Genomic DNA, 20,233 nt, shown 5'->3' with positions numbered 1-20,233 from the left:
CTGAGTCCGCAGGAACACCAAGACCTTATGACGGAAACCGTAGCACTCAAGATCGTACAGCGCATCGCCGCCGAACTGTCCGTCCAGCCGCGCCAGGTCGCGGCCGCGGTGCAACTTCTCGACGAAGGAGCGACTGTTCCGTTCATCGCCCGCTACCGTAAGGAAGTGACCGACAATCTCGACGACACGCAACTGCGCAACCTCGAGGAACGCCTGCTGTATCTGCGCGAGCTGGAAGACCGGCGCGCCGCGATCATCGCCAGCATCGACGAACAGGGCAAGCTCACCGACGAGCTGCGCGCCGCGATCGAAGGCGCCGACAGCAAACAGGTGCTGGAAGACCTGTATCTCCCGTACAAGCCGAAGCGCCGCACGCGCGCGCAGATCGCCCGCGAAGCCGGCCTGCAGCCGCTTGCAGACGCGCTGCTGGCCAATCCCCTGCTCGACCCGCAAACCGAAGCCGCCGCCTACGTGGACGCCGAGAAAGGCGTCGCCGACGTGAAGGCCGCGCTCGACGGCGCGCGCGACATTCTCTCGGAACAGTTCGGCGAAACGGCCGAGTTGCTGGGCAAGCTGCGCGATTACCTGTTCAACCAGGGCGTGGTGTCGTCGAAAGTGGTGGAAGGCAAGGAAAACGCCGAGGAAGAAAAATTCCGCGATTACTACGACTACGCGGAAACCATCCGCACCGTGCCGTCGCATCGCGCGCTGGCGCTGTTCCGCGGCCGCAACGCGGGCGTGCTGATGGTCAAGCTGGGCCTCGGCGAAGAACTCGACGCGCAGGTGCCGCATCCGGGCGAAGCGCTGATTGCGCGCCACTTCGGCATCGCCAACCAGAATCGTCCGGCCGACAAATGGCTTTCCGACGTGTGCCGCTGGTGCTGGCGCGTGAAGGTGCAGCCGCACATCGAAAACGAGCTGCTGACCAATCTGCGCGACGAAGCCGAGCATGAAGCGATCCGTGTGTTCGCGCGCAATCTGAAAGACTTGCTGCTCGCCGCGCCGGCCGGGCCGAAGGCCGTGATCGGCCTCGATCCGGGCATGCGCACCGGTGTGAAAGTCGCGGTGGTCGATCGGACCGGCAAGGTGCTCGCCACCGACGTGATCTATCCGCACGAGCCGCGCCGCGACTGGGACGGCTCGATCGCGAAACTCGCGCGCATCTGCGCGCAGACGCAGGCTGAACTGATCAGCATCGGCAACGGCACGGCGTCGCGCGAAACGGACAAGCTCGCGAGCGAACTGATCGCGCGTCATCCGGAATTCAAGCTGCAGAAAATTGTCGTGTCCGAAGCCGGCGCGTCGGTGTACTCGGCCTCCGAACTCGCGGCGAAGGAATTCCCCGACATGGACGTGTCGCTGCGCGGCGCGGTGTCGATTGCGCGCCGTCTGCAGGACCCGCTCGCCGAGTTGGTGAAGATCGAGCCGAAGGCGATCGGCGTCGGCCAGTATCAGCACGACGTGAATCAGCGCGAACTGGCCCGTTCGCTCGATGCGGTGGTCGAAGACTGCGTGAACGCGGTCGGCGTGGACGCGAATACGGCCTCCGTCGCCCTGCTCGCCCGCGTCTCGGGTTTGAACGCCACGCTGGCGCGCAACATCGTCGACTATCGCGATGCGAACGGTCCGTTCCCGTCGCGCGAGCATCTGCGCAAGGTGCCGCGTCTGGGCGACAAGACCTTCGAACAGGCAGCCGGGTTCCTGCGCATCAATAACGGCGAGAATCCGCTCGACCGCTCGTCGGTTCACCCGGAAGCGTATCCGGTCGTCGAACGCATGCTGGCGAAGATCAGCAAGCATGTCGGTGAAGTACTGGGCAATCGCGAGGCATTGCGCGGTCTGTCGCCCGTGGAATTCGTCGACGATCGTTTCGGCCTGCCGACCGTGCGCGACATTCTGCTCGAACTCGAAAAGCCGGGCCGCGATCCGCGTCCCGAGTTCAAGACCGCGACCTTCCGCGAAGGCGTCGAGAAGGTCAGCGATCTGACGCCGGGCATGGTGCTCGAAGGCGTCGTGACGAACGTGGCGGCGTTCGGCGCGTTCATCGATATCGGCGTACATCAGGACGGTCTGGTGCACGTGTCGGCCATGTCGACGAAGTTCATCAAGGACCCGCATGAAGTCGTCAAGGCCGGCCAGATCGTCAAGGTGAAGGTGCTGGAAGTCGACGTGAAGCGTCAGCGTATTGCCTTGACGATGCGGATGGATGACGAGGTCGGCGCGGCAACGGCGCGCAGCGGTGGCGGCGCCCAGCAGGATCGCGGCGGCGCGGGCCGCTCAGGCGGCGGTGGACGCGGCGCGCAGCAACAGCGCTCGCGCGAGCCGGAAGCGGGCGGCGCAATGGCGGCTGCGTTCGCCAAGCTCAAGCAGAAGTAAGTTTGCTGCTTTTAGGGCGCGTGATTCGCTCACGCGCTGGTTGAGCTTGTTGAGCGCGCGCATTGCTCGATCGATCAAGCTCCAAACAAAAAGCCCACGCATTCGCGTGGGCTTTTTTGTTTGCGCCCTGCATGGGGGCGCTTGAAAATCAGCGGCAGCCGTCAGATCTCGATCTTCGTCCCCAACTCCACCACCCGATTAGCCGGAATACTAAAGAAGTCCGTCGGCTTCGCGGCATTCTGATGCATCCATGCGAACACACGTTCGCGCCACACCGACATGCCCGGCAGTTGCGTCGGCACCACCGTTTCGCGCGCGAGGAAGAACGACGTGTCCATCATCTCGAAGGTCATGTCGCGTGTGCGGCCGACTTCGAGCAGGACCGCCTTCACGTCCGGCGTTTCGTTGAAACCGTAGGCCGCCTTGACGAGATACAGGCCGCCGTCGATATCCTTGACCGTCACACGCTCCGAGTCGTTCACGTACGGAATATCGCGCGTCACGAAGGTCAGGAAGATGGTGCGCTCGTGCAGCACCTTGTTGTGCTTCAGGTTGTGCAGCAGGCTCACCGGCACGAGCGAATCGCTGCCGGTCAGATAGATCGCCGTGCCCGACACGCGATGTGGCGGATGCGCGAGCAATCCCTGCAGGAACGGCATGAGCGGGATACCGTCGGCGGCCGTGCGCTCCTTCACGATCATGCGGCCCTTGAACCAGGTCATCAGCAGGAAGAACAGCAACGCGCCGATGCCGAGCGGCAACCACCCGCCTTCTTCGACCTTCAGCAGGTTGGCGCCGAAAAATCCTAGATCGACCGTCATGAACACGCCGATGATCAGCGCCACCAGCAGCTTGTTCCAGTTCCACACGTTCACCATCACGACGCAGGCGAGAATCGTGGTGATCACCATGGTAGCGGTCACCGCGATACCGTATGCGGCCGCGAGATTGTCCGAACTCTTGAAGGCAATCACGATGCATAGAATGATGAACAGCAGCATCCAGTTCACCACCGGCACATAGATCTGGCCGATCGCCAGCTCCGATGTGTGCAGGATCTTCATGCGTGGCACATAGCCGAGCTGGATTGCCTGGCTCGTCAGCGAATAGGCGCCGGAAATCACGGCCTGCGAGGCGATCACGGTCGCGACGGTCGAGAGCACGACCAGCGGCAACAAGGCCCAGTCCGGTGCGAGCAGGAAGAACGGATTTTCGATGGCCTTCGGATCGTGCATCAGCAGCGCGCCCTGGCCGAAGTAGTTCAGCACCAGCGAAGGCATCACGAGGAAATACCACGCCATGCGGATCGGCTTGGCACCGAAGTGGCCCATGTCGGCGTACAGCGCTTCCGCGCCGGTCAGCACCAGTACGACCGAGCCTAGCACCACGTAGGCCTGCAGCACGTGCGCGGCCATGAAGGTGTAAGCGTAATACGGGTTCAGCGCACGGATCACATTCGGCGACTGCAGGATATGCCACAGGCCGAGCACCGCGAGCACCGCGAACCACAGCACCATGATCGGACCGAACAGACGGCCGACCATCGCCGTGCCGTGCCGTTGAATCCAGAACAGCAGCACGAGGATCACCATCGTGAGCGGCAGCACCAGATGCGACAGATGGGGCGCTGCGATCTCCAGACCCTCGACCGCCGAGATCACCGAAATGGCCGGCGTGATCACCGCGTCGCCGTAGAACATACAGGCGCCGAAGATGCCGAGCATCACCAGCAAGCCGGCCATTTTCGACTTCTCGTCGAGCGAGCGCAGCGCCAGCGCCATCAACGCGAGCACACCGCCCTCGCCGTTGTTGTCCGCGCGCATCACGAACAACACATATTTGATACCGACCACGATCACGATCGCCCAGAACAGCAGCGAGATCACACCCAGGATTGATTGATCGGTCAGCGGAATGCCGTGAGACGGGCTAAAGGCTTCTTTCAGCGAGTACAACGGGCTCGTGCCGATATCGCCGAACACCACTCCGATCGCAGCGAGAGCGAGGGAAGGCAGAGGCTGTTTGTGCACGTGATTGTTATCTGTCATAAACGCGAGGAAATCCGTTCCCTGAGCGGAAAAACGACCGCCATTCTAAACTGCCAGCATGGCGCCGCCCGGCTTGTTGTGGATACACCACGTGATCGTCCGCGCAGTGTAGCACTGCGATATGAGCGCGTCTGCTGCACGAGCCGCATTGCCGGCATCGTCAATGCGCGGTTTGCGATGCGGGCGCGCACGGCCCACACATAAAAAAACGGAGCCCGATGGGCTCCGTTTTGCGAGACTACGCGGGGTACGGCGCAGGGCGCGACGCAACACGTTCAGCGCCGTCTTGCGCATCACTCCCCCGACGACTCCTGCGCTTGCTGCATGCCACGCTTGATCCACGCACCGAGGTTATGCGGACGCACCGTGTCCCATTCCTCGAACGGTTGATGGATCCACGGATTGGTGGGCAGATACTGCACGTGGTAATCGGGCTTCACCTTCGAGCAGCCCTTGTACCAGAGCACCGCCGAACGCACCGCGGTGATCGCCGGATAACGCTCTTTCAGATGCTGCTGAACACGCGCGAGCGTCACGCCCGAATCGACCAGGTCGTCGACCAGCAACACGTTGCCGTGCAGCTCGCCACGCGTCATGGTGATGTATTGCGCGATGTCGAGCTCGCCCTGCTCCGTGCCGGCTGCTTCACGATACGAACTCGTGGCAAGAATCGCCAACGGCAGATCGTAAATGCGCGAGAGCTGATCGCCGACGCGCAGACCGCCGCGCGCGAGGCACAGGATCTTGTCGAACTTCCAGCCGGACTCGTGCACCTGCAACGCCAGCAATTCGATCAGCCGGTGATACTCGTCCCAGCCGACCCACAGGTTCTTGTCATCGTTGCGCGGATCTTTCATCGCAATCATGGGTACACCTTGCACCATGGCTTAAACCTTGAACGGATGACGAAGCAGAATCGTTTCGTCGCGATCCGGACCAGTCGACACCATGTCGATCGGAATGCCAGCGACTTCCTGCACACGCGACAGATAAGCGCGCGCATTCGCGGGCAGCTTGTCCCATTCCTTGATGCCGACGGTGCTTTCCTTCCAGCCCGCGAAGGTTTCGTACACCGGCTCGCAGCGCGCGACTTCCGACGAGCCGCGCGGCAGCAGGTCGACGTGTTTGCCGTCGACCGTGTAGCCGACGCACAGCTTCACTTCGTCGAGACCGTCGAGCACGTCGAGCTTGGTCATGCACAGACCCGACACGCCGTTGATCTGGATCGAGCGGCGCAGCGCGGCGACGTCGAGCCAGCCGGTGCGGCGCGGACGGCCGGTGACCGAGCCGAATTCTTTGCCGACGGTCGCCAGTTCGAGGCCGATCGCTTCCTGACGGGCGGCGTTATCCGCGTCGTACAGTTCGCTCGGGAACGGGCCCGAACCGACGCGCGTGCAGTACGCCTTGGTGATGCCGAGAATGTAGTTCAGCTTTTGCGGACCGACGCCCGCGCCCGCCGTGGCCGCACCCGCCACGCAGTTGCTCGACGTGACGTACGGATACGTGCCGTGGTCGATGTCGAGCAGCGTGCCTTGCGCGCCTTCGAACAGCAGGTTGCTGCCGGCCGCGTTCGCGTCGTACAGACGGCGCGACACGTCGGTGACCATTGGCTTCAGACGGTCGGCATAGCTGAGCATCGTGTCGAGCGTTTGCTGGAAGTCGACAGCGGCGACGCCCAGGTATTGCGTCAACACGAAGTTGTGATAGTCGAGGTTTTCACGCAGACGTTCGGCGAAGATCTCCGGCTCGAACAGGTCCTGCACGCGCAAACCGCGGCGCGCCACCTTGTCTTCGTAAGCCGGGCCGATGCCGCGGCCGGTGGTGCCGATCTTGCCCGCGCCACGGCGCGCTTCGCGGCCCTGGTCGATGGCGATGTGATACGGCAGGATCAGGGTGGTGGCTTCGGAAATGAAGAGGCGATTCTGGACATCGACCCCGGCGGCTTCGAGCTCGCCGATTTCCTTGAACAGCGCTTCCGGCGACAACACGACGCCATTGCCGATGTAGCACGCGACGCCGGGATGCATGATGCCCGACGGAATCAGACGCAAGATGGTTTTCTTGCCGCCGATGATGAGCGTGTGACCGGCATTGTGACCGCCCTGGAAGCGAACGACGCCTTGAGCGTGGTCCGTCAGCCAGTCGACGATCTTGCCCTTGCCCTCATCACCCCACTGGGTTCCCACGACGACGACGTTACGCCCGGGGTTCACATTCACTGCGCTGGCAGACATGTTGTTTCGTAAGCTGGTTAAAAACGTATTCTACCTATGTTCGCGGAACCTTCCGAATTTTTCCGTTTCCGCTCAACGGTATGCACGTTATGTTGGGTATTGCGAAAGTAGCGCGGCCGGTGGCCGCGCAGCGTTTTAACCGCACGTTCGACGCCGTCCGACGTGCCCTGGCGATCGCCCTCGGGCGGGTCCGCGGAACGCGCTCAGGCGCGCGGTTCGACGGCCCAATTTCCGTTGCGCTCGACCAACACGCGGTCGAACGCGAATTCGTCCAGATCGTGTTCGTGGCCAGGCAGCGCCTGAATCACCACTTCGCCGGCATCGCGCAACGCGGCGACGCTCACGCGCAGTGCTTCGTCGTGCTGCCAAGGCGCGAGAATCGCGCTGCTGCGCGCTTCGACCGGCGAAATCCGCGCCACTTCGCGCAGATCGAGCGAAAAGCCGGTGGCCGCCCGCGCACGGCCATACGCTTGGCCCACGTGGTCGTACCGGCCGCCGCGCGCCACCGCGTTCGGCACGCCGTCCACATACGCCGAGAACATCACGCCGCTGTGGTAAGCATAGCCGCGCAGATCGGCGAGATCGATCATCACTTCGGCGCCGTCGACCTGGCTCGCGAGGAACGCGAGGTCGTCGAGCGCGCGGGCGATGGCCGGCGCGTTCGGCAAGCGCGCACGCGCTTCCTCGAGCACCGAGGCGTCGCCGTACAGCGTGGGCAGTGCGCGCAAGGCGTCGCGGATCACCGGCGTGAGGTTGGCCGTCAGTTCGACGAGGCGCGGCACGTCCTTGCCCGCCAGCGCGTCGTAGAGCGACTGCCCGAGTTCGGCCGCGGCCGGCTCGGCTTCGATCAAGGCGGCGAGCACGCCCGCGTGGCACAGATCGAGGCGCACTTTCGCGAGACCGGCCAGACGCAGCGCGTCGAGCATCAGTTGCTGGATTTCCAGGTCCGCTTCGAGGCCGGCGTGTCCGTAAATTTCCGCGCCGATCTGGATCTGCTCGCGCGTGGCGTGCAGGCCGCGCGGACGCGTATGCGCCACGTTGCCCGCATAGCAAAGACGCGTCACCCCTTGGCGATTCAGCAGATGCGCGTCGATGCGCGCGACCTGCGGCGTGATGTCCGCGCGCAGACCGAGCGTGCGCCCGGACAATTGATCGACCAGTTTGAAGGTCCGCAGATTCAGATCGTGTCCACCGCCCGTCAGAAGCGACTCGATGTACTCGAGCAGCGGCGGCATGACCATCTCGTAGCCGTACGAGCGGAAACGGTCCAGCAAATGCCGCCGCAATTCTTCGATCTTGCGGGCTTCCGACGGCAGCACGTCGGCGATATTCTCGGGAAGTAACCAGGTCGACATCGATACAGTCCTACGACGTTGAACACGGCGGCTGGGTGCGCCGGTAAGTGAGTGTGAATGGCGGGCGGCGGCTCGATTTTGGCGGCCATCGCGGGCGTCCGGATTGCCTGCAACGACCGCATCCGGCTTTCGGGCGCAGGGCGATGCACTACGCGGCGTTCAGGCCGCGGCAGACGAAGGCGGCTGGTTGCTTGCGGCCGCGGGGCAATGACCCGCGCCGCCGCCAGGCCGCGACGCCATCGACAAAACAGGCCCCATCAAGTCACGATAAACAGCAGGACCAGCCCGAGCACCATCACGATCAGGCCGCCCACGCGAATCTGATGCGGCGGCCGTTCCGCTATCTTACGGAACGTGTCGCGCCAGGCGCTCGGAAAAACGAAGGGAAACATTCCCTCGATAATCAGCATCAACGCGATCGCGAGCAGTAACGAGCCGGCTATATCCATGCGAATTAAAGGGCCGCGATGCGGGTGCCGCGGCGTTCCGGTTATCAGGGTTTGCGCGGGACCGCGGGAGCGTCCGGGGCGGCGCCGCCGGTCGGGCTACGCATGAAGCGAAAGAACTCGTTGCTCGGGTCGACCACGATCACGTCGCCCGGCTTGAAGGTGTTCTTGTATGCCTGCATGCTTTGATAGAACTGGTAGAACTGCGGGTCGCTGCCGTAAGCGTCGGCGGCGATTTGCGCTGCCTTCGCATCGCCCTCGCCCTTGATGGTCTGCGCCTGGCGATAACCGTCCGCGAGAATCGCCTGTTGCCGGCCGACCGCGTCTTCCTTGATCTTGTCGGCTTCGGCGGTGCCCTTCGCGCGTTCATCCGCTGCGACCTGCTGGCGCGCGGCGATCATGCGCTTGTAGACGGAGTCGGCCATCGACGCGGGGAAATCGACGCGCGTCAACTGCACATCGACCACCGACACGCCGAGCGATGCCGCGGCCTTGTCCATTGCGGCGCGCGCTTCGTCGGCGACGGCCTGCTGCCTCGCGAGCGCGTCGGACAGCGTGACTTTCGCGAATGCATCGCCGAGCGCGCTGCGCGACAGCAACGCGAGCCGGTCCGGCAGGCTCTGCGCATCGCCGCGGGTTTCGGCGAGCAGCTTGAGCGGATCGGTCACGCGGTATTTGAGGACCGGGTTGGCCAGCAGATCGATCTTGTCGGACGTCACGTAACGGTCTTCGTCCGGTGCGTCGAGCGACTGGATGCGGTTATCGACCAGCGTGACGGTTTGCAACGGCGGCGGCAATTTCACATGCAGGCCGGGGCCGAGCAGGCTCGGCGCCTCGTCGCCATGCGAGGACAGCACCGCCATGTGACGCTGATCGACGACGAACACCATCGACGAAGCAGCGAACAGCACGATGACGACAGCCACGACGAGCGCAATGATCTTGTTCATGATGTGCGCTCCTTATTGAACGTCGTCTTCGCGCATACGGCTGCGGAAGGAGTCGCGTGAACGCAGCGCGTCGCTGCTGGCTGCGGCCTGGCTGGCCGGTGCGGCAGCCGCGGCAGGTGCCGAGGCCGCGGAGCCGGTTGCAGAGGCAGACGGCGTAGCCAACGGCGATGCGGCACTGCTCGCCGCTTGCGGCGCGGCAGCGGCCGCGGCCGTGGCGCCGGCAGTGGCGCCCGATGCGGCAGCAGCGTCGGCGACCCGCTGGCGAGTCTGCTCGACCAGTTTGTCGAGCGGCAGATACAGCACGTTGTTGCTGCTCTTGCTGTCCACATACACCTTGGTCGTATTCGAATAGATCTGCTGCATGGTTTCCAGGTACAAGCGCTCGCGAATCACAGCCGGCGCTTTCGAGTACTGCGCGTAGACCTGCTTGAAGCGCTCGGCGTCGCCTTGTGCCTGGGCCACTGTCTTGTCGCTGTAGGTTTTCGCTTCGTCGATCTGACGCGCCACGTCGGCCTGCGCGCGCGGCAGAAGATCCGCGGCGTAGGCTTCGGCATCGCGCTTGGCGCGCTCGTTTTCCTGACGGACTTTGGCGGCGTCGTCGAAGGCGGCTTGCACCCGGTCGGGCACCTGCACGCCCTGGATCGTCACGCCGGTCACGGCGAGTCCGGACTGGTATTCATCCAGGGATTGCTGGATCGCCGCCATCAGCTGCTGGCGAATTGTTTCGCGATCCTGATAGAGGATGTCATTGGTGCTGCGCGCGCCGACGATGCTGCGCACCGCCGCCTGGCCAGCCTGCATCACGCCCTGATCGGGATCGACGCTGCGAAACAGGTAGTCGGTCGGCTTGCGCACCTGGTATTGCACGGCGAAGCGCACGTCGACGATATCCGCGTCGTGCGTAAGCATCGACGCGTCTTTCACATTCGCGAGACGCACCACGTTGTTGCGGCCGATCTCGACCTGGCGAATCTGGCCGATATTGACGAGCTCATGCGCTTCGAACGGATACGGCAGACGCCAATGCACGCCCTGCCCCGCCGTGTAGCGATACTTGCCGAACTGCATCACGACGCCGGCCTGACCGTCCTGCACGACGAACACCCCGCTGCCGAGATAAATGGCCAGCAGCACGCCGATCACGATGCCCACGCCAATGCGCGCGCCGCGACCGTTGTCCGGACGGCCACCGCCCGCACCGCCGCCCTTACGGCCGAACACGCGGCTCAACCGGCGGTTGAAATCGCGCCACATCTCATCGAGATCGGGCGGGCCTTCACCGTCTTTGGTCGGCGGACGCTTGGGCTCGTTTGGACGTTGCCGGTCGCCATTGCCTTCTCCCCGGCCCCAGCGCGGATCGTTCAGTGACAGCATGGCGCGCATGCGCAGCCAGATACTCCGCTCGTTGTAATCGTTCACCTGTGTTCGTTCACCAGAGTAGACAGCGGGTCAGTGCAATTGGAACGGGTCAGTGCCCGAATTCTGAGACCTTATGGTCGTCGCGTGGTGCTGCCGACCGGTCTTCTTCCGAGAGATCGACCAGCGTTTCGGAAAGAGGTTCGGCAGTTGCGATTTCAGCGATGGCAGCGCGCAGTGTGTCCAGCCCTTGCCCCGTGCGCGCGCTCAAAAAGACGCGCGAAATATTACCATACTCGTCCCTCTCAACCGCGTCTCCACGGGCCGCCAACTCCGGCACCGCGTCGATCTTGTTGAATACCAGCACCTGCCGGATCGTGTCTGCACCGATTGCGTGCAACACCTCGTTCACCTGATCGATCTGGTCGAGCCGCACCGCGCTCGATGCATCGACCACGTGCAGCAGCAGGTCGGCGCGAATGGTTTCCTCGAGCGTGGCGCGAAACGCCGCCACCAGTTGGTGAGGCAGTTCGCGGATGAAACCGACCGTATCCGACACCACCACCTGCCCCGCTTCGTCGCCGAGATAGACGCGCCGCGAGGTGGTGTCCAGCGTCGCGAACAACTGGTCGGCGGCGTACGCCTGGGCCTTGGTGAGCGCGTTGAAGAGCGTGGATTTGCCCGCGTTCGTATAGCCGACGAGCGACACGGACATGGTCTGATTGCGGCTGCGCGCGCGGCGCTGCGTGCCGTGCTGACGGCGCAATTTCTCGAGCCGCGTCTTGAGCGCCTTGATGCGCTCGCCGATCAAACGGCGGTCGGTTTCGAGCTGCGTTTCGCCAGGGCCGCGCAAACCGATACCGCCTTTTTGCCGTTCCAGGTGGGTCCATGCGCGGATCAGCCGCGTCGACAGATACTGCAGCTGCGCGAGTTCCACCTGCAGCTTGCCTTCATGGCTGCGGGCGCGTTGCGCAAAGATGTCGAGAATCAGACTCGTGCGATCGATCACGCGCCGATTAAGCGCCTGCTCCAGATTGCGCTGCTGCGCAGGCGCCAGAGCGTGATTGAAAATGACGAGTTCGATGTCGTTCGCCTCACACGCAAGGCGCAGTTCTTCGGCCTTGCCGCTGCCGACGAACATCTTGGCATCGGGACTGGACCGGCGCCCGGTGAGGGTGACTAAGGGATTCGCGCCCGCGCTTTGCGCGAGCAGGCTGAGTTCTTCTAGGCTGGCTTCGAAATCGATCTTACCGAAGTCGATGCCGACAAGCGCTGCATTGATCAAATTGGAGGGTATCAAAATGAGGCGGCCGGGAGTAATCGCCAACGGGCGACGTTACGCCGGCCGCGACGGGGGTTAGGACTGTTCAGAATCCGGGTGGAAATTCACCGGACGGGCTGGCACGACTGTCGAGATTGCGTGCTTGTAGACCATCTGGGTGACCGTATTCCGGAGCAACACGACGTACTGGTCGAACGATTCAATGTTCCCTTGAAGCTTGATGCCGTTGACCAGGTAGATCGACACCGGCACATGCTCTTTACGCAGTGCGTTCAAAAACGGGTCTTGTAACAATTGCCCTTTGTTGCTCATAGCAAACTCCGTATTTTTTTGCAGGTTGACTTAATTGACGAGGAAGAAAAAGAGATCCACCGTCAACCGCTACACTATAGCCGATTTTCATTTTTGCGCGAGAGACCTGGCCAGGCGGCCAAAGCCAGCACACACGCGGGTTTCAGCCTGGATCTAGCCTTTGTCCGCGTAAGGGTTCGTCGACGATCTGAACTCTATGCGCAATGGAGTCCCAGTCAGCTTGAAAGTTTCCCGGAAGCGGTTTTCCAGGTAGCGTTTGTATGTTTCGGTGATCGCGTCGAGCGCGTTGCCGTGAATCACGATGATCGGCGGGTTCTGACCGCCCTGGTGCGCGTAACGCAGTTTCGGGCGCACCGGACCACGGCGGCGCGGCTGCTGGAATTCCACGGCATCGATCAATGCGCGCGTGAGCTTCGGCGTCGGCAGCTTGGCCATGGCGGCTGCGTAGGCGTCGTCGACGGAGCGCATCAACGGGCCGATCCCTGTTTTTTCCGCGGCGGAAATGAAATGGAATTTGGCGAAGTCGAGAAATTTCAGTTTGCGCTCGAGGTCCGCCTTGGTGCGCTCGCGCACATGCGGATCGAGACCGTCCCATTTGTTCACGCCCACCACCAGCGCGCGGCCCTGTTCCACCACGAAGCCGGCAATGTGCGCGTCCTGCTCCGAAATGTCCTGGCGCGCGTCGAGCAGCAGGATCACGACGTTGGCGTCGGAGATCGACTGCAGCGTCTTCACCACCGAGAATTTCTCGATCGCTTCGAACACTTTGCCGCGGCGGCGCAGACCGGCGGTGTCGATCAGCGTGTACGGCTTGCCACCGCGTTCGAAATCGACATAGATCGAATCGCGCGTGGTGCCCGGCATGTCGAACGCGATCACGCGCTCTTCGCCCACCAGCGCGTTGATCAAAGTCGACTTGCCCACATTCGGACGGCCGACGATCGCGATCTTCACGCCGCGCGCCGCTTTCTCGTCGTCGTTTTCTTCAGGCTGACCGGCGTAGGCGACTTCGAGCGCCTCGTTGATCATTTCGGTGACACCGTCGCCGTGCGCCGCGGAAATCGCGCGCGGGTCGCCCAAGCCGAGTTCGTAGAAGTCGGCGGCGACGGTGGTGTACTTCATGCCCTCCGCCTTGTTGACGACGAGGAAAATCGGCCGGCCGACCTTGCGCAGATAGTCGGCGATCGATTTGTCCTGTGGCGCGAGTCCATTGCGGCCGTCGACGATGAACACGACGATGTCCGATTCCTCGACCGCCTGGCGGGTTTGACGCGCCATTTCGTGCAGGATGCCGTCTTTCGCGACCGGTTCGAAACCACCGGTGTCGACGACCAGATACGGCCGCTCGCCGGTGCGCCCTTCGCCATAGTGGCGATCTCGCGTGAGACCGGGCAGGTCGGCAACCAGCGCGTCACGCGAGCGCGTGAGCCGGTTGAACAGCGTGGATTTCCCCACATTGGGGCGCCCAACAAGGGCAATAACGGGTTTCATCAGATGTTGTTCACGGTGAAACGCGGGATCGAAATCGACCGCCCGCGTAGCGACGCCATGCGGCCGCTACACGGCAGCGTTTGACGAAAATTATCACGAATTCGGCCAGCCCCGGATGTGCTGTCAATATGCGCACCCGGGCGGACGGGGGTTTGGCTGTATGGGCGGCGCCATGGGGCCGCCAGGTTCAGTCTTTACTGCTCGACGGCTCGCACGCCAGTTCGAATACGATTCTTTGCGGTACGTGCGGGGATGCCGCCGAAGGTGGTGCCGCAAGCAACCACCGATGGCCACGTGGGCCCGTGCGCCGTGTCTGATCCGACTTGCCGGACCAGCCAGTCCGGCGAATTCTTCTGCTCACTCTGCCCTGGAACTACAACTCAAACGGAGAACCCAGCAAAAACGCGCGCGGCCGGCGAAGCCGGCCTGCACGCCAGACGGCGATTGCCTCGCGCGATCAGCGCGGGCGGTAGCCGTACAGATCGCCGTCGTGCGTCAGTACCACCAGCGTTTCGCCGGCGAGCACCGGCGCCGCGGTAATCGGGCTGCCGTCGGTCTTCACGCGCGCGACGAGCGTACCGTCGTCGCGGGACAGGAAGTGCACGTAACCCTGATAGTCGCCCAGTACCGCGGCGTGACCCAGAATGAACGGCACGCTCAGGTCGCGGTTCTTCAGCTTGTCGTTCTTCCACAGCGGCGCGCCGCTGCTAACGTCGAACGCCGATACCACCGACCAGTCGTCCGCCGCGACCACGGCGCTGTCATCCTGCGCCAGACCGCTCGTGCTGGAGAACGCCTTTTCCCACACGGCGCGGCCCGAGTTCGCGTCGAAACAGCCAATCTGGCCCTGGAACGTCACAGCGCAAGTTTCCGAGCCGACCAGCGTGGGCGGACCGGTCACGTCGTTGATACGCTCCACTTCCGTCACGCCCTTCGGATAGGACACCGGCGTTTGCCAGTAGTTGTCGCCTGTTTGCAGGTTGATCGCCGCGAACGCGCCACCCGGAAAACCGGCCAGCACCGCTGCGTCGCCCGCGAACGTCATGCCCGACGACACGCGCAGATTGAGCGGCACCGCGCGATTGCGGTAGTTCCACTTCTGCTCGCCGGTTTGCGCGTTGAAGGCGACGATCTGACCGTCGACCGTACGCACCACCACGAGGCCGTTGCCGACGAGCGGCGGCGAGATGATCTCGCCCGGCGCCTTGGCGGTCCACAGTTGCTTGCCGTCCGCGCCGAGCACGTAGACGTCGCCCTTCAGGCCGCCGACCGCCGTGAGCGTGCCGTCGCTGCCGACACCTGCCGAGAGGTCGTCGTGCAGCTTGACGCGCCAAACGTCCTGACCGGTCTGCGCGTCGATCTTCGCAACCGAACCGTTTGCGCCAGCCGCGTACACCGCATTGCCGACCGCAACCGGCGAGAACAGGTAACGCCCTGCCTTACCGACGCTCGCCTTCCACGCCTGCTGCACGTCGAGCACGGGTTTGAACTCGGTGAGCGGCGTCGGCACGCGGCGCTCGTCTTTCGTGGATGAGCAAGCCGCCATGGTGAGCACGGTCATCGCACAGGCAACGGGCACAGCGTAACGTTTCAGCAGATTCATCGGTGGACGAAGCATTCAGGAAATTAATTAAAGGAGACCGGTTGGTCGTCGCATGCGGCGCTGATTGTGGCGCTCATATGCGGCGATCAGCCGCCCAGCGCGTCCAGCTTGAACTGAATCAACTGGCGTGCCGAACTATCGTTTTTCGACAACGAGTCGAGGGCCAGCTTGTAGGCCGCGCGCGCATCGTCGCGCTTGCCTTGAGCGGCGAGCAGATCGCCGCGGCCGTTCGCCACGATGCCTTTGAACGCGTCGGACTGCGGTTCGGCGAGCAGCGCGAGGCCCTGGTCGTAAGCCTTGTCGTCGAGCAGCAGCGAAGCGAGGCGCAGCTTGGCGATCTGCTTGAACTCGTCATCTTTCGCGTGATCGATGGTCCATTGCAGTTGCGCCTTCGCGGCAGCTTCGTCGCCGGCGGCGTACAGCGCCTTGGCGGCGCCCAGCGCGGTCATCTGCGCATACGCGGTGCGGCTGAACTTGTCTTCCATGTCGGTGGCGACGCGCGTAATCTTCGCCTTGTCGCCCGATGCCACGGCTTGCTGCACCTGGTCATACAGCACGGCGGCTTCCGCCGCCTCGCGCCGCTGCCAGAAATTCCAGCCGTTCCAGCCGGCCGCGGCCACCAGCGCCACCAGCACGATCCATGTGGTTGCATTGCCCCACTGCGCCCACCATGCCTTCAGACCTTCAATCGATTCTTGTTCGTCGTGGTAACTCATTGCCCGGCGATTTCCTCTTTCTTGCTACGTGTGCGTGTCGAACCCGATTGGGAACCAACCGGCTCGACGACATCGCGATCAGTCGTCGCCGTCTTCGGCGGTTGCAACCATCGCATTGATTAGAAATTCGGTCAAGTCTTCGGCCGGCACGTTTTGTTGCTCGTTTTTACCGCCGTTAGCATTTGTATCGCGCAGCGGTTTCACGCCGACCGTGCCGTTGGCGATCTCGTCTTCGCCGAGCACCACGGCGAAGGCCGCGCCGCTTGCGTCGGCACGTTTCATCTGCGATTTGAAGCTGGCCGATTGACCGTCGGCACTGCAATGCAGGATCACGTCGAGGCCGGTGTCGCGCAGACGCTCGGCGATGATGAAGGCCTGCTCGCGCGCCGCGTCGCCCTGATGGACCACGTACACGTCGCAACCTTCGTCTTCCGGCACGAGCTGCTCTTCCTTCAGCAATTCGAGAATCCGCTCGACGCCCATGGCCCAACCGCATGCCGCAGTGGGCTTGCCGCCGAGTTGCTCGATCAGCGGATCGTAACGGCCGCCGGCCGCGACGGTGCCCTGCGCGCCGAGCTTGTCGGTCACCCATTCGAACACGGTCAGATTGTAATAATCGAGACCGCGCACGAGACGCGGATTGATCGTGAACGGAATGTTGTTCGCCTTCAGAATGCGCTGCAAACCTTCGAAGTGCGCGCGCGATTCTTCGCCGAGAAAATCGATCAGCTTAGGCGCGTTCTGCGCGACTTCCTGCATGGCCGGATTCTTCGTATCGAGCACACGCAGCGGGTTCGTGTAGAGACGACGCTTCGCTTCTTCGTCGAGCACGTCCATGTGCTTTTCGAGGTGCGCGATCAATTCCACGCGGTGCGCCGCGCGTTCTTCCGCGAGGCCCAGCGAGTTGATTTCGAGCTTGATGCCCATCAGGCCGAGGTCGTCCCACAGACGCTGGCACATCATGATGATTTCAGCGTCGGCGTCCGGACCGGCAAAGCCGAGCGCTTCCACGCCGACCTGATGAAACTGGCGATAGCGGCCGCGCTGCGGACGCTCATGGCGGAACATCGGGCCGATGTACCACAGGCGCTTCGGGCCGTCGTACAGCATGTTGTGTTCGATCGCCGCGCGCACCACCGCTGCCGTATTTTCCGGGCGCATGGTCAGATTTTCACCGTTCAGCGCGTCGGTAAAGCTGTACATCTCTTTCTCGACGATGTCAGTCACTTCACCGATACCGCGCTTGAACAGCTGCGTATGCTCGATGATCGGCGTACGAATATTCTGGTATCCGTACGAACGCAGCATTGACTTGACGGTCGTTTCGAAAAATTCCCACAGCCCGGCTTCCTGCGGAAGGATGTCGTTCATGCCCTTCACGCCGGAGAGCTTTTCGAGCTTTTTCTTCTGTTCGTTCATCTGTCTTCGATAGCCGATGTTTAGTTGAGCGCTTCGGCGCGGCCATAGCGGCGCTCGACGTAGTCACTCACGATTTGCTGGAATTCTTGCGCGATGTTTTCGCCACGCAGCGTCTTCACTTTCTCGCCGTCGATGAACACCGGCGCGGCCGGGTTCTCGCCCGAACCCGGCAGGCTGATACCGATATTCGCCTGCTTCGATTCGCCCGGACCGTTGACGATGCAACCCATCACCGCGACGTGCATCTTCTCGACACCAGGATATTGATCGCGCCACACCGGCATCTGCGTGCGCAGATAGGTCTGGATTTGCGACGCCAGTTCCTGGAACAACGTGCTGGTGGTACGGCCGCAACCCGGACACGCGATCACCATCGGCGTGAACGAGCGCAGACCCATGGTCTGCAGGATTTCCTGACCGACGATCACTTCGCCGGTGCGCGACGCGCCCGGTTCCGGCGTGAGCGAGATGCGGATCGTGTCGCCGATGCCTTGCTGCAGCAACACGGACAACGCCGCCGTCGATGCCACGATGCCCTTCGAGCCCATGCCCGCCTCGGTCAAGCCGAGATGCAGCGCGAAGTCGCAACGGCGCGCGAGTTCACGGTACACGGCGATCAGATCCTGGACGCCGCTGACCTTGCACGACAGGATGATCTGATTGCGCGACAGACCGAGTTCGACCGCCCGCTCCGCCGAGCCGATCGCCGACTGAATGAGCGCTTCGTACATCACGCTTTGCGCTTCCCACGGCGTGGAACGCGCGGCGTTCTCGTCCATCATCTTCGCGAGCAGGTCCTGATCGAGACTGCCCCAGTTGACGCCGATACGCACTGGCTTGTCGTACTTCACCGCGGCTTCGATCATCTGCGCGAACTGCGTGTCGCGCTTCGCGCCGTGGCCCACGTTGCCCGGATTGATCCGGTACTTGGACAGCGACTCCGCGCACGCGGGGTAATCGCGCAACAGCAGATGGCCGTTGTAATGGAAGTCGCCGACCAGCGGCACCGACACACCCATGCGATCGAGCTGCTCGCGCACGGCCGGCACGGCCGCAGCCGCTTCCGGCGTGTTCACCGTGATACGCACCAGTTCCGAGCCGGCTTGCGCCAGTTCCTTGATCTGGATCGCGGTGCCGATGGCGTCCGCGGTATCCGTGTTGGTCATCGACTGGATGCGCACGGGTGCGTCGCCACCGATGGTGACGAGCTGGCCGCCCCAACGGACGTCGACCGCGTGCGACTTGCGCCGCGCGGCCTGCCCGCCGAACACCGGCTCGTTGGAAACGACTTTGCTACTGGATTGGGATTGAGCTTCGGATTGCATCGAAAAACCCATTTACGCCGCATGCGCTACACAAAAGACGTAGCGCCTGAATTGAAAAAGCGCCGCGGACCGGTTGGCCGCGGCGCATACCGTATCTGTCAAGGCAGCGCGAAGCGCGCCACGTTGCCTTTGGCCGCCGCATATTTTGCGGGATCGACCGGCTGGCCATCGAGCGTCAGCGAGTCGAGACCGGCCCTGTTGCCGACCGTGACCTTGAACGGCGCTTCGCCCGTTACTTCCTTGGTGTCGCCCGCGTGCACGAGGCCGGAGAACACTTCCTTGCCATCTTTGCCACGCACGCTGAACCAGCTGTCCTGTTTTACCCTCAACGCAACGATCGACTGACCTGCAGCCGGCGCCACCGTTGCCGCCGACGCCCCCGCGACCACCGTCGGCGTACTCGCTCCCAGCGTGGCGGCAGCCTTAGGCGCGGCCGCCATTGCCGTGACTGCCGCCGCCGACGAAGGCGCCGCGCCGGTGGCGAGCGGTGCGGGCATCGGCGTAGCCGACGCTGCGTTGTCTGCTGCTGCCTGCGTGTCCGGCGCCGAAGCAGCCTCTTCCGCGGTGGCTTCCGAACCTGCCGATTGACCCTGCGCCACCGCGCCCGATGCGCCGGTCGCGCCGCCAGCGGCGCTGCTCGCGCTCGCTTTCAATCGTGCAAGCCACGCCGACGAATCGCCGCCATTGGTGTGCCACATGCCGAGCGCAATCACGGCGACGATCACCGCCGCCACGCCCCACAACCATGAGCGGCTCTTCTGCCCACTGCCGCCCAGCGAGAGCGATACCTTGCCGCGCGGCAAATCTCTACCCGACGATGCCGGCATCGACAGATCCGGCGCCGGCACACCCTTTTCGCGGCGCAATGCCGCCGTGAACGGCGTGGGATCGGCGCCGAGCATCTTCGCGTAGCTGCGCACCACGCCCAACGCGAAGGTCGTGTCCGGCAAGTGGCTGATGTCGCCCGATTCGAGCGCGCGCAGCTTGATGGCGGACACCTTCAGACGCGCTGACACGTCGTCGATCGTCCAACCTTTCGATTCACGCAATTGGGTCAAGCGCGCGCCAGCCGCCGCCAACGAGTCCATGCCCGGCTGCACAACAGGCTGCACCGCCCCCCGTGCGACTGGCGCCGGATGGCCTTCGTTCGTGTCTGTGTCCTGCGGCTGCGGGTGCTGCGGCTCACTCATCCCAAATCCTTTCGCGTCGATTCTTTTTCACTTGTGCAACCCGGACGGGCTCAAGCCTCACGTCCGAATCGCAGACCGTTTATAACAAAATGTGCGGCCTTGTGCGCCGCTTCCGATCGCTTCTGCAAAC

The 20,233-nt window shown here is 63.3% G+C and carries 16 protein-coding genes; 1 reads left to right on the top strand and 15 read right to left on the bottom strand.

Annotated elements, in window-relative coordinates:
• Nucleotides 1-27 precede the first annotated feature (27 nt).
• Nucleotides 28-2,376 (top strand): Tex family protein, encoded by a 2,349-nt coding sequence (locus tag P0D96_RS11205; RefSeq protein ID WP_408282695.1) that lies wholly within the window; start codon nucleotides 28-30, stop codon nucleotides 2,374-2,376.
• A gap of 161 nt (nucleotides 2,377-2,537) precedes the next feature.
• Here the strand turns inward: P0D96_RS11205 and P0D96_RS11200 are convergent, their stop codons facing one another.
• The 15 genes from P0D96_RS11200 to P0D96_RS11130 form a co-directional block, all read right to left on the bottom strand.
• Nucleotides 2,538-4,424 carry a potassium transporter Kup gene (locus P0D96_RS11200; RefSeq protein WP_408175890.1) on the bottom strand — a complete coding sequence of 629 codons (1,887 nt, stop codon included), beginning with the start codon at nucleotides 4,422-4,424 and terminating at the stop codon, nucleotides 2,538-2,540.
• A 293-nt stretch (nucleotides 4,425-4,717) separates the two neighbouring features.
• Nucleotides 4,718-5,308, bottom strand: a complete 591-nt coding sequence (locus P0D96_RS11195) for a phosphoribosyltransferase (protein WP_168794484.1) — start codon at nucleotides 5,306-5,308, stop codon at nucleotides 4,718-4,720.
• Nucleotides 5,309-5,311: 3 nt separating this feature from the next.
• Complete coding sequence (locus P0D96_RS11190; RefSeq protein ID WP_132373867.1) at nucleotides 5,312-6,658, bottom strand: adenylosuccinate synthase; 1,347 nt, start codon at nucleotides 6,656-6,658, stop codon at nucleotides 5,312-5,314.
• A gap of 203 nt (nucleotides 6,659-6,861) precedes the next feature.
• On the bottom strand, nucleotides 6,862-8,013 hold the full coding sequence (locus tag P0D96_RS11185) for an ATP phosphoribosyltransferase regulatory subunit (RefSeq protein WP_408313417.1): 1,152 nt from the start codon (nucleotides 8,011-8,013) through the stop codon (nucleotides 6,862-6,864).
• A gap of 257 nt (nucleotides 8,014-8,270) precedes the next feature.
• On the bottom strand, nucleotides 8,271-8,462 hold the full coding sequence (locus P0D96_RS11180) for a DUF2065 domain-containing protein (protein ID WP_408313416.1): 192 nt from the start codon (nucleotides 8,460-8,462) through the stop codon (nucleotides 8,271-8,273).
• 44 nt (nucleotides 8,463-8,506) lie between these two features.
• The gene (hflC, locus tag P0D96_RS11175; protein ID WP_408313414.1) at nucleotides 8,507-9,409 is read right to left on the bottom strand and encodes a protease modulator HflC; all 903 of its coding nucleotides are present in this window, start codon (nucleotides 9,407-9,409) and stop codon (nucleotides 8,507-8,509) included.
• A gap of 12 nt (nucleotides 9,410-9,421) precedes the next feature.
• Nucleotides 9,422-10,828 (bottom strand): FtsH protease activity modulator HflK, encoded by a 1,407-nt coding sequence (gene hflK / locus P0D96_RS11170; RefSeq protein ID WP_408313412.1) that lies wholly within the window; start codon nucleotides 10,826-10,828, stop codon nucleotides 9,422-9,424.
• A gap of 49 nt (nucleotides 10,829-10,877) precedes the next feature.
• Nucleotides 10,878-12,065, bottom strand: a complete 1,188-nt coding sequence (hflX, locus tag P0D96_RS11165; RefSeq protein WP_408313408.1) for a GTPase HflX — start codon at nucleotides 12,063-12,065, stop codon at nucleotides 10,878-10,880.
• 57 nt (nucleotides 12,066-12,122) lie between these two features.
• On the bottom strand, nucleotides 12,123-12,359 hold the full coding sequence (gene hfq, locus P0D96_RS11160; protein WP_006051315.1) for an RNA chaperone Hfq: 237 nt from the start codon (nucleotides 12,357-12,359) through the stop codon (nucleotides 12,123-12,125).
• A 153-nt stretch (nucleotides 12,360-12,512) separates the two neighbouring features.
• Nucleotides 12,513-13,850, bottom strand: a complete 1,338-nt coding sequence (gene der, locus P0D96_RS11155; protein WP_408251283.1) for a ribosome biogenesis GTPase Der — start codon at nucleotides 13,848-13,850, stop codon at nucleotides 12,513-12,515.
• Nucleotides 13,851-14,307: 457 nt separating this feature from the next.
• Nucleotides 14,308-15,453, bottom strand: coding sequence for an outer membrane protein assembly factor BamB (bamB, locus tag P0D96_RS11150; RefSeq protein WP_408282704.1), 1,146 nt, complete (start codon nucleotides 15,451-15,453; stop codon nucleotides 14,308-14,310).
• 86 nt (nucleotides 15,454-15,539) lie between these two features.
• Nucleotides 15,540-16,169 (bottom strand): YfgM family protein, encoded by a 630-nt coding sequence (locus P0D96_RS11145; RefSeq protein ID WP_408175882.1) that lies wholly within the window; start codon nucleotides 16,167-16,169, stop codon nucleotides 15,540-15,542.
• Between the two features lie 78 nt (nucleotides 16,170-16,247).
• Complete coding sequence (hisS, locus tag P0D96_RS11140; RefSeq protein WP_408313405.1) at nucleotides 16,248-17,588, bottom strand: histidine--tRNA ligase; 1,341 nt, start codon at nucleotides 17,586-17,588, stop codon at nucleotides 16,248-16,250.
• Between the two features lie 20 nt (nucleotides 17,589-17,608).
• Entirely contained in the window at nucleotides 17,609-18,925 is a 1,317-nt protein-coding gene (gene ispG / locus P0D96_RS11135) for a flavodoxin-dependent (E)-4-hydroxy-3-methylbut-2-enyl-diphosphate synthase (protein ID WP_408313403.1), read from the bottom strand.
• Nucleotides 18,926-19,011: 86 nt separating this feature from the next.
• Nucleotides 19,012-20,103: a RodZ domain-containing protein gene (locus P0D96_RS11130; protein ID WP_408313401.1), complete on the bottom strand. Its 1,092-nt coding sequence runs from the start codon at nucleotides 20,101-20,103 to the stop codon at nucleotides 19,012-19,014.
• Nucleotides 20,104-20,233: the final 130 nt, after the last annotated feature.

The sequence above is a fragment of the Paraburkholderia sp. RL17-347-BIC-D genome (assembly GCF_046027915.1).
Taxonomy (GTDB): domain Bacteria; phylum Pseudomonadota; class Gammaproteobacteria; order Burkholderiales; family Burkholderiaceae; genus Paraburkholderia.
The sequence above is the reverse complement of the archived record's forward strand: the minus strand, read 5'-3'. Positions and strand labels throughout refer to the sequence as shown.

Coding starts and splice junctions, on each gene's coding strand:
- ispG (WP_408313403.1), bottom strand. CDS start 18,925: ATGGGTTTTTCGATGCAATCCGAAGCTCAATCCCAATCCAGTAGCAAA.
- P0D96_RS11145 (WP_408175882.1), bottom strand. CDS start 16,169: ATGAGTTACCACGACGAACAAGAATCGATTGAAGGTCTGAAGGCATGG.
- P0D96_RS11180 (WP_408313416.1), bottom strand. CDS start 8,462: ATGGATATAGCCGGCTCGTTACTGCTCGCGATCGCGTTGATGCTGATT.
- hfq (WP_006051315.1), bottom strand. CDS start 12,359: ATGAGCAACAAAGGGCAATTGTTACAAGACCCGTTTTTGAACGCACTG.
- hflC (WP_408313414.1), bottom strand. CDS start 9,409: ATGAACAAGATCATTGCGCTCGTCGTGGCTGTCGTCATCGTGCTGTTC.
- hisS (WP_408313405.1), bottom strand. CDS start 17,588: ATGAACGAACAGAAGAAAAAGCTCGAAAAGCTCTCCGGCGTGAAGGGC.
- bamB (WP_408282704.1), bottom strand. CDS start 15,453: ATGAATCTGCTGAAACGTTACGCTGTGCCCGTTGCCTGTGCGATGACC.
- P0D96_RS11190 (WP_132373867.1), bottom strand. CDS start 6,658: ATGTCTGCCAGCGCAGTGAATGTGAACCCCGGGCGTAACGTCGTCGTC.
- P0D96_RS11200 (WP_408175890.1), bottom strand. CDS start 4,424: ATGACAGATAACAATCACGTGCACAAACAGCCTCTGCCTTCCCTCGCT.
- P0D96_RS11185 (WP_408313417.1), bottom strand. CDS start 8,013: ATGTCGACCTGGTTACTTCCCGAGAATATCGCCGACGTGCTGCCGTCG.
- P0D96_RS11205 (WP_408282695.1), top strand. CDS start 28: ATGACGGAAACCGTAGCACTCAAGATCGTACAGCGCATCGCCGCCGAA.
- P0D96_RS11130 (WP_408313401.1), bottom strand. CDS start 20,103: ATGAGTGAGCCGCAGCACCCGCAGCCGCAGGACACAGACACGAACGAA.
- der (WP_408251283.1), bottom strand. CDS start 13,850: ATGAAACCCGTTATTGCCCTTGTTGGGCGCCCCAATGTGGGGAAATCC.
- P0D96_RS11195 (WP_168794484.1), bottom strand. CDS start 5,308: ATGGTGCAAGGTGTACCCATGATTGCGATGAAAGATCCGCGCAACGAT.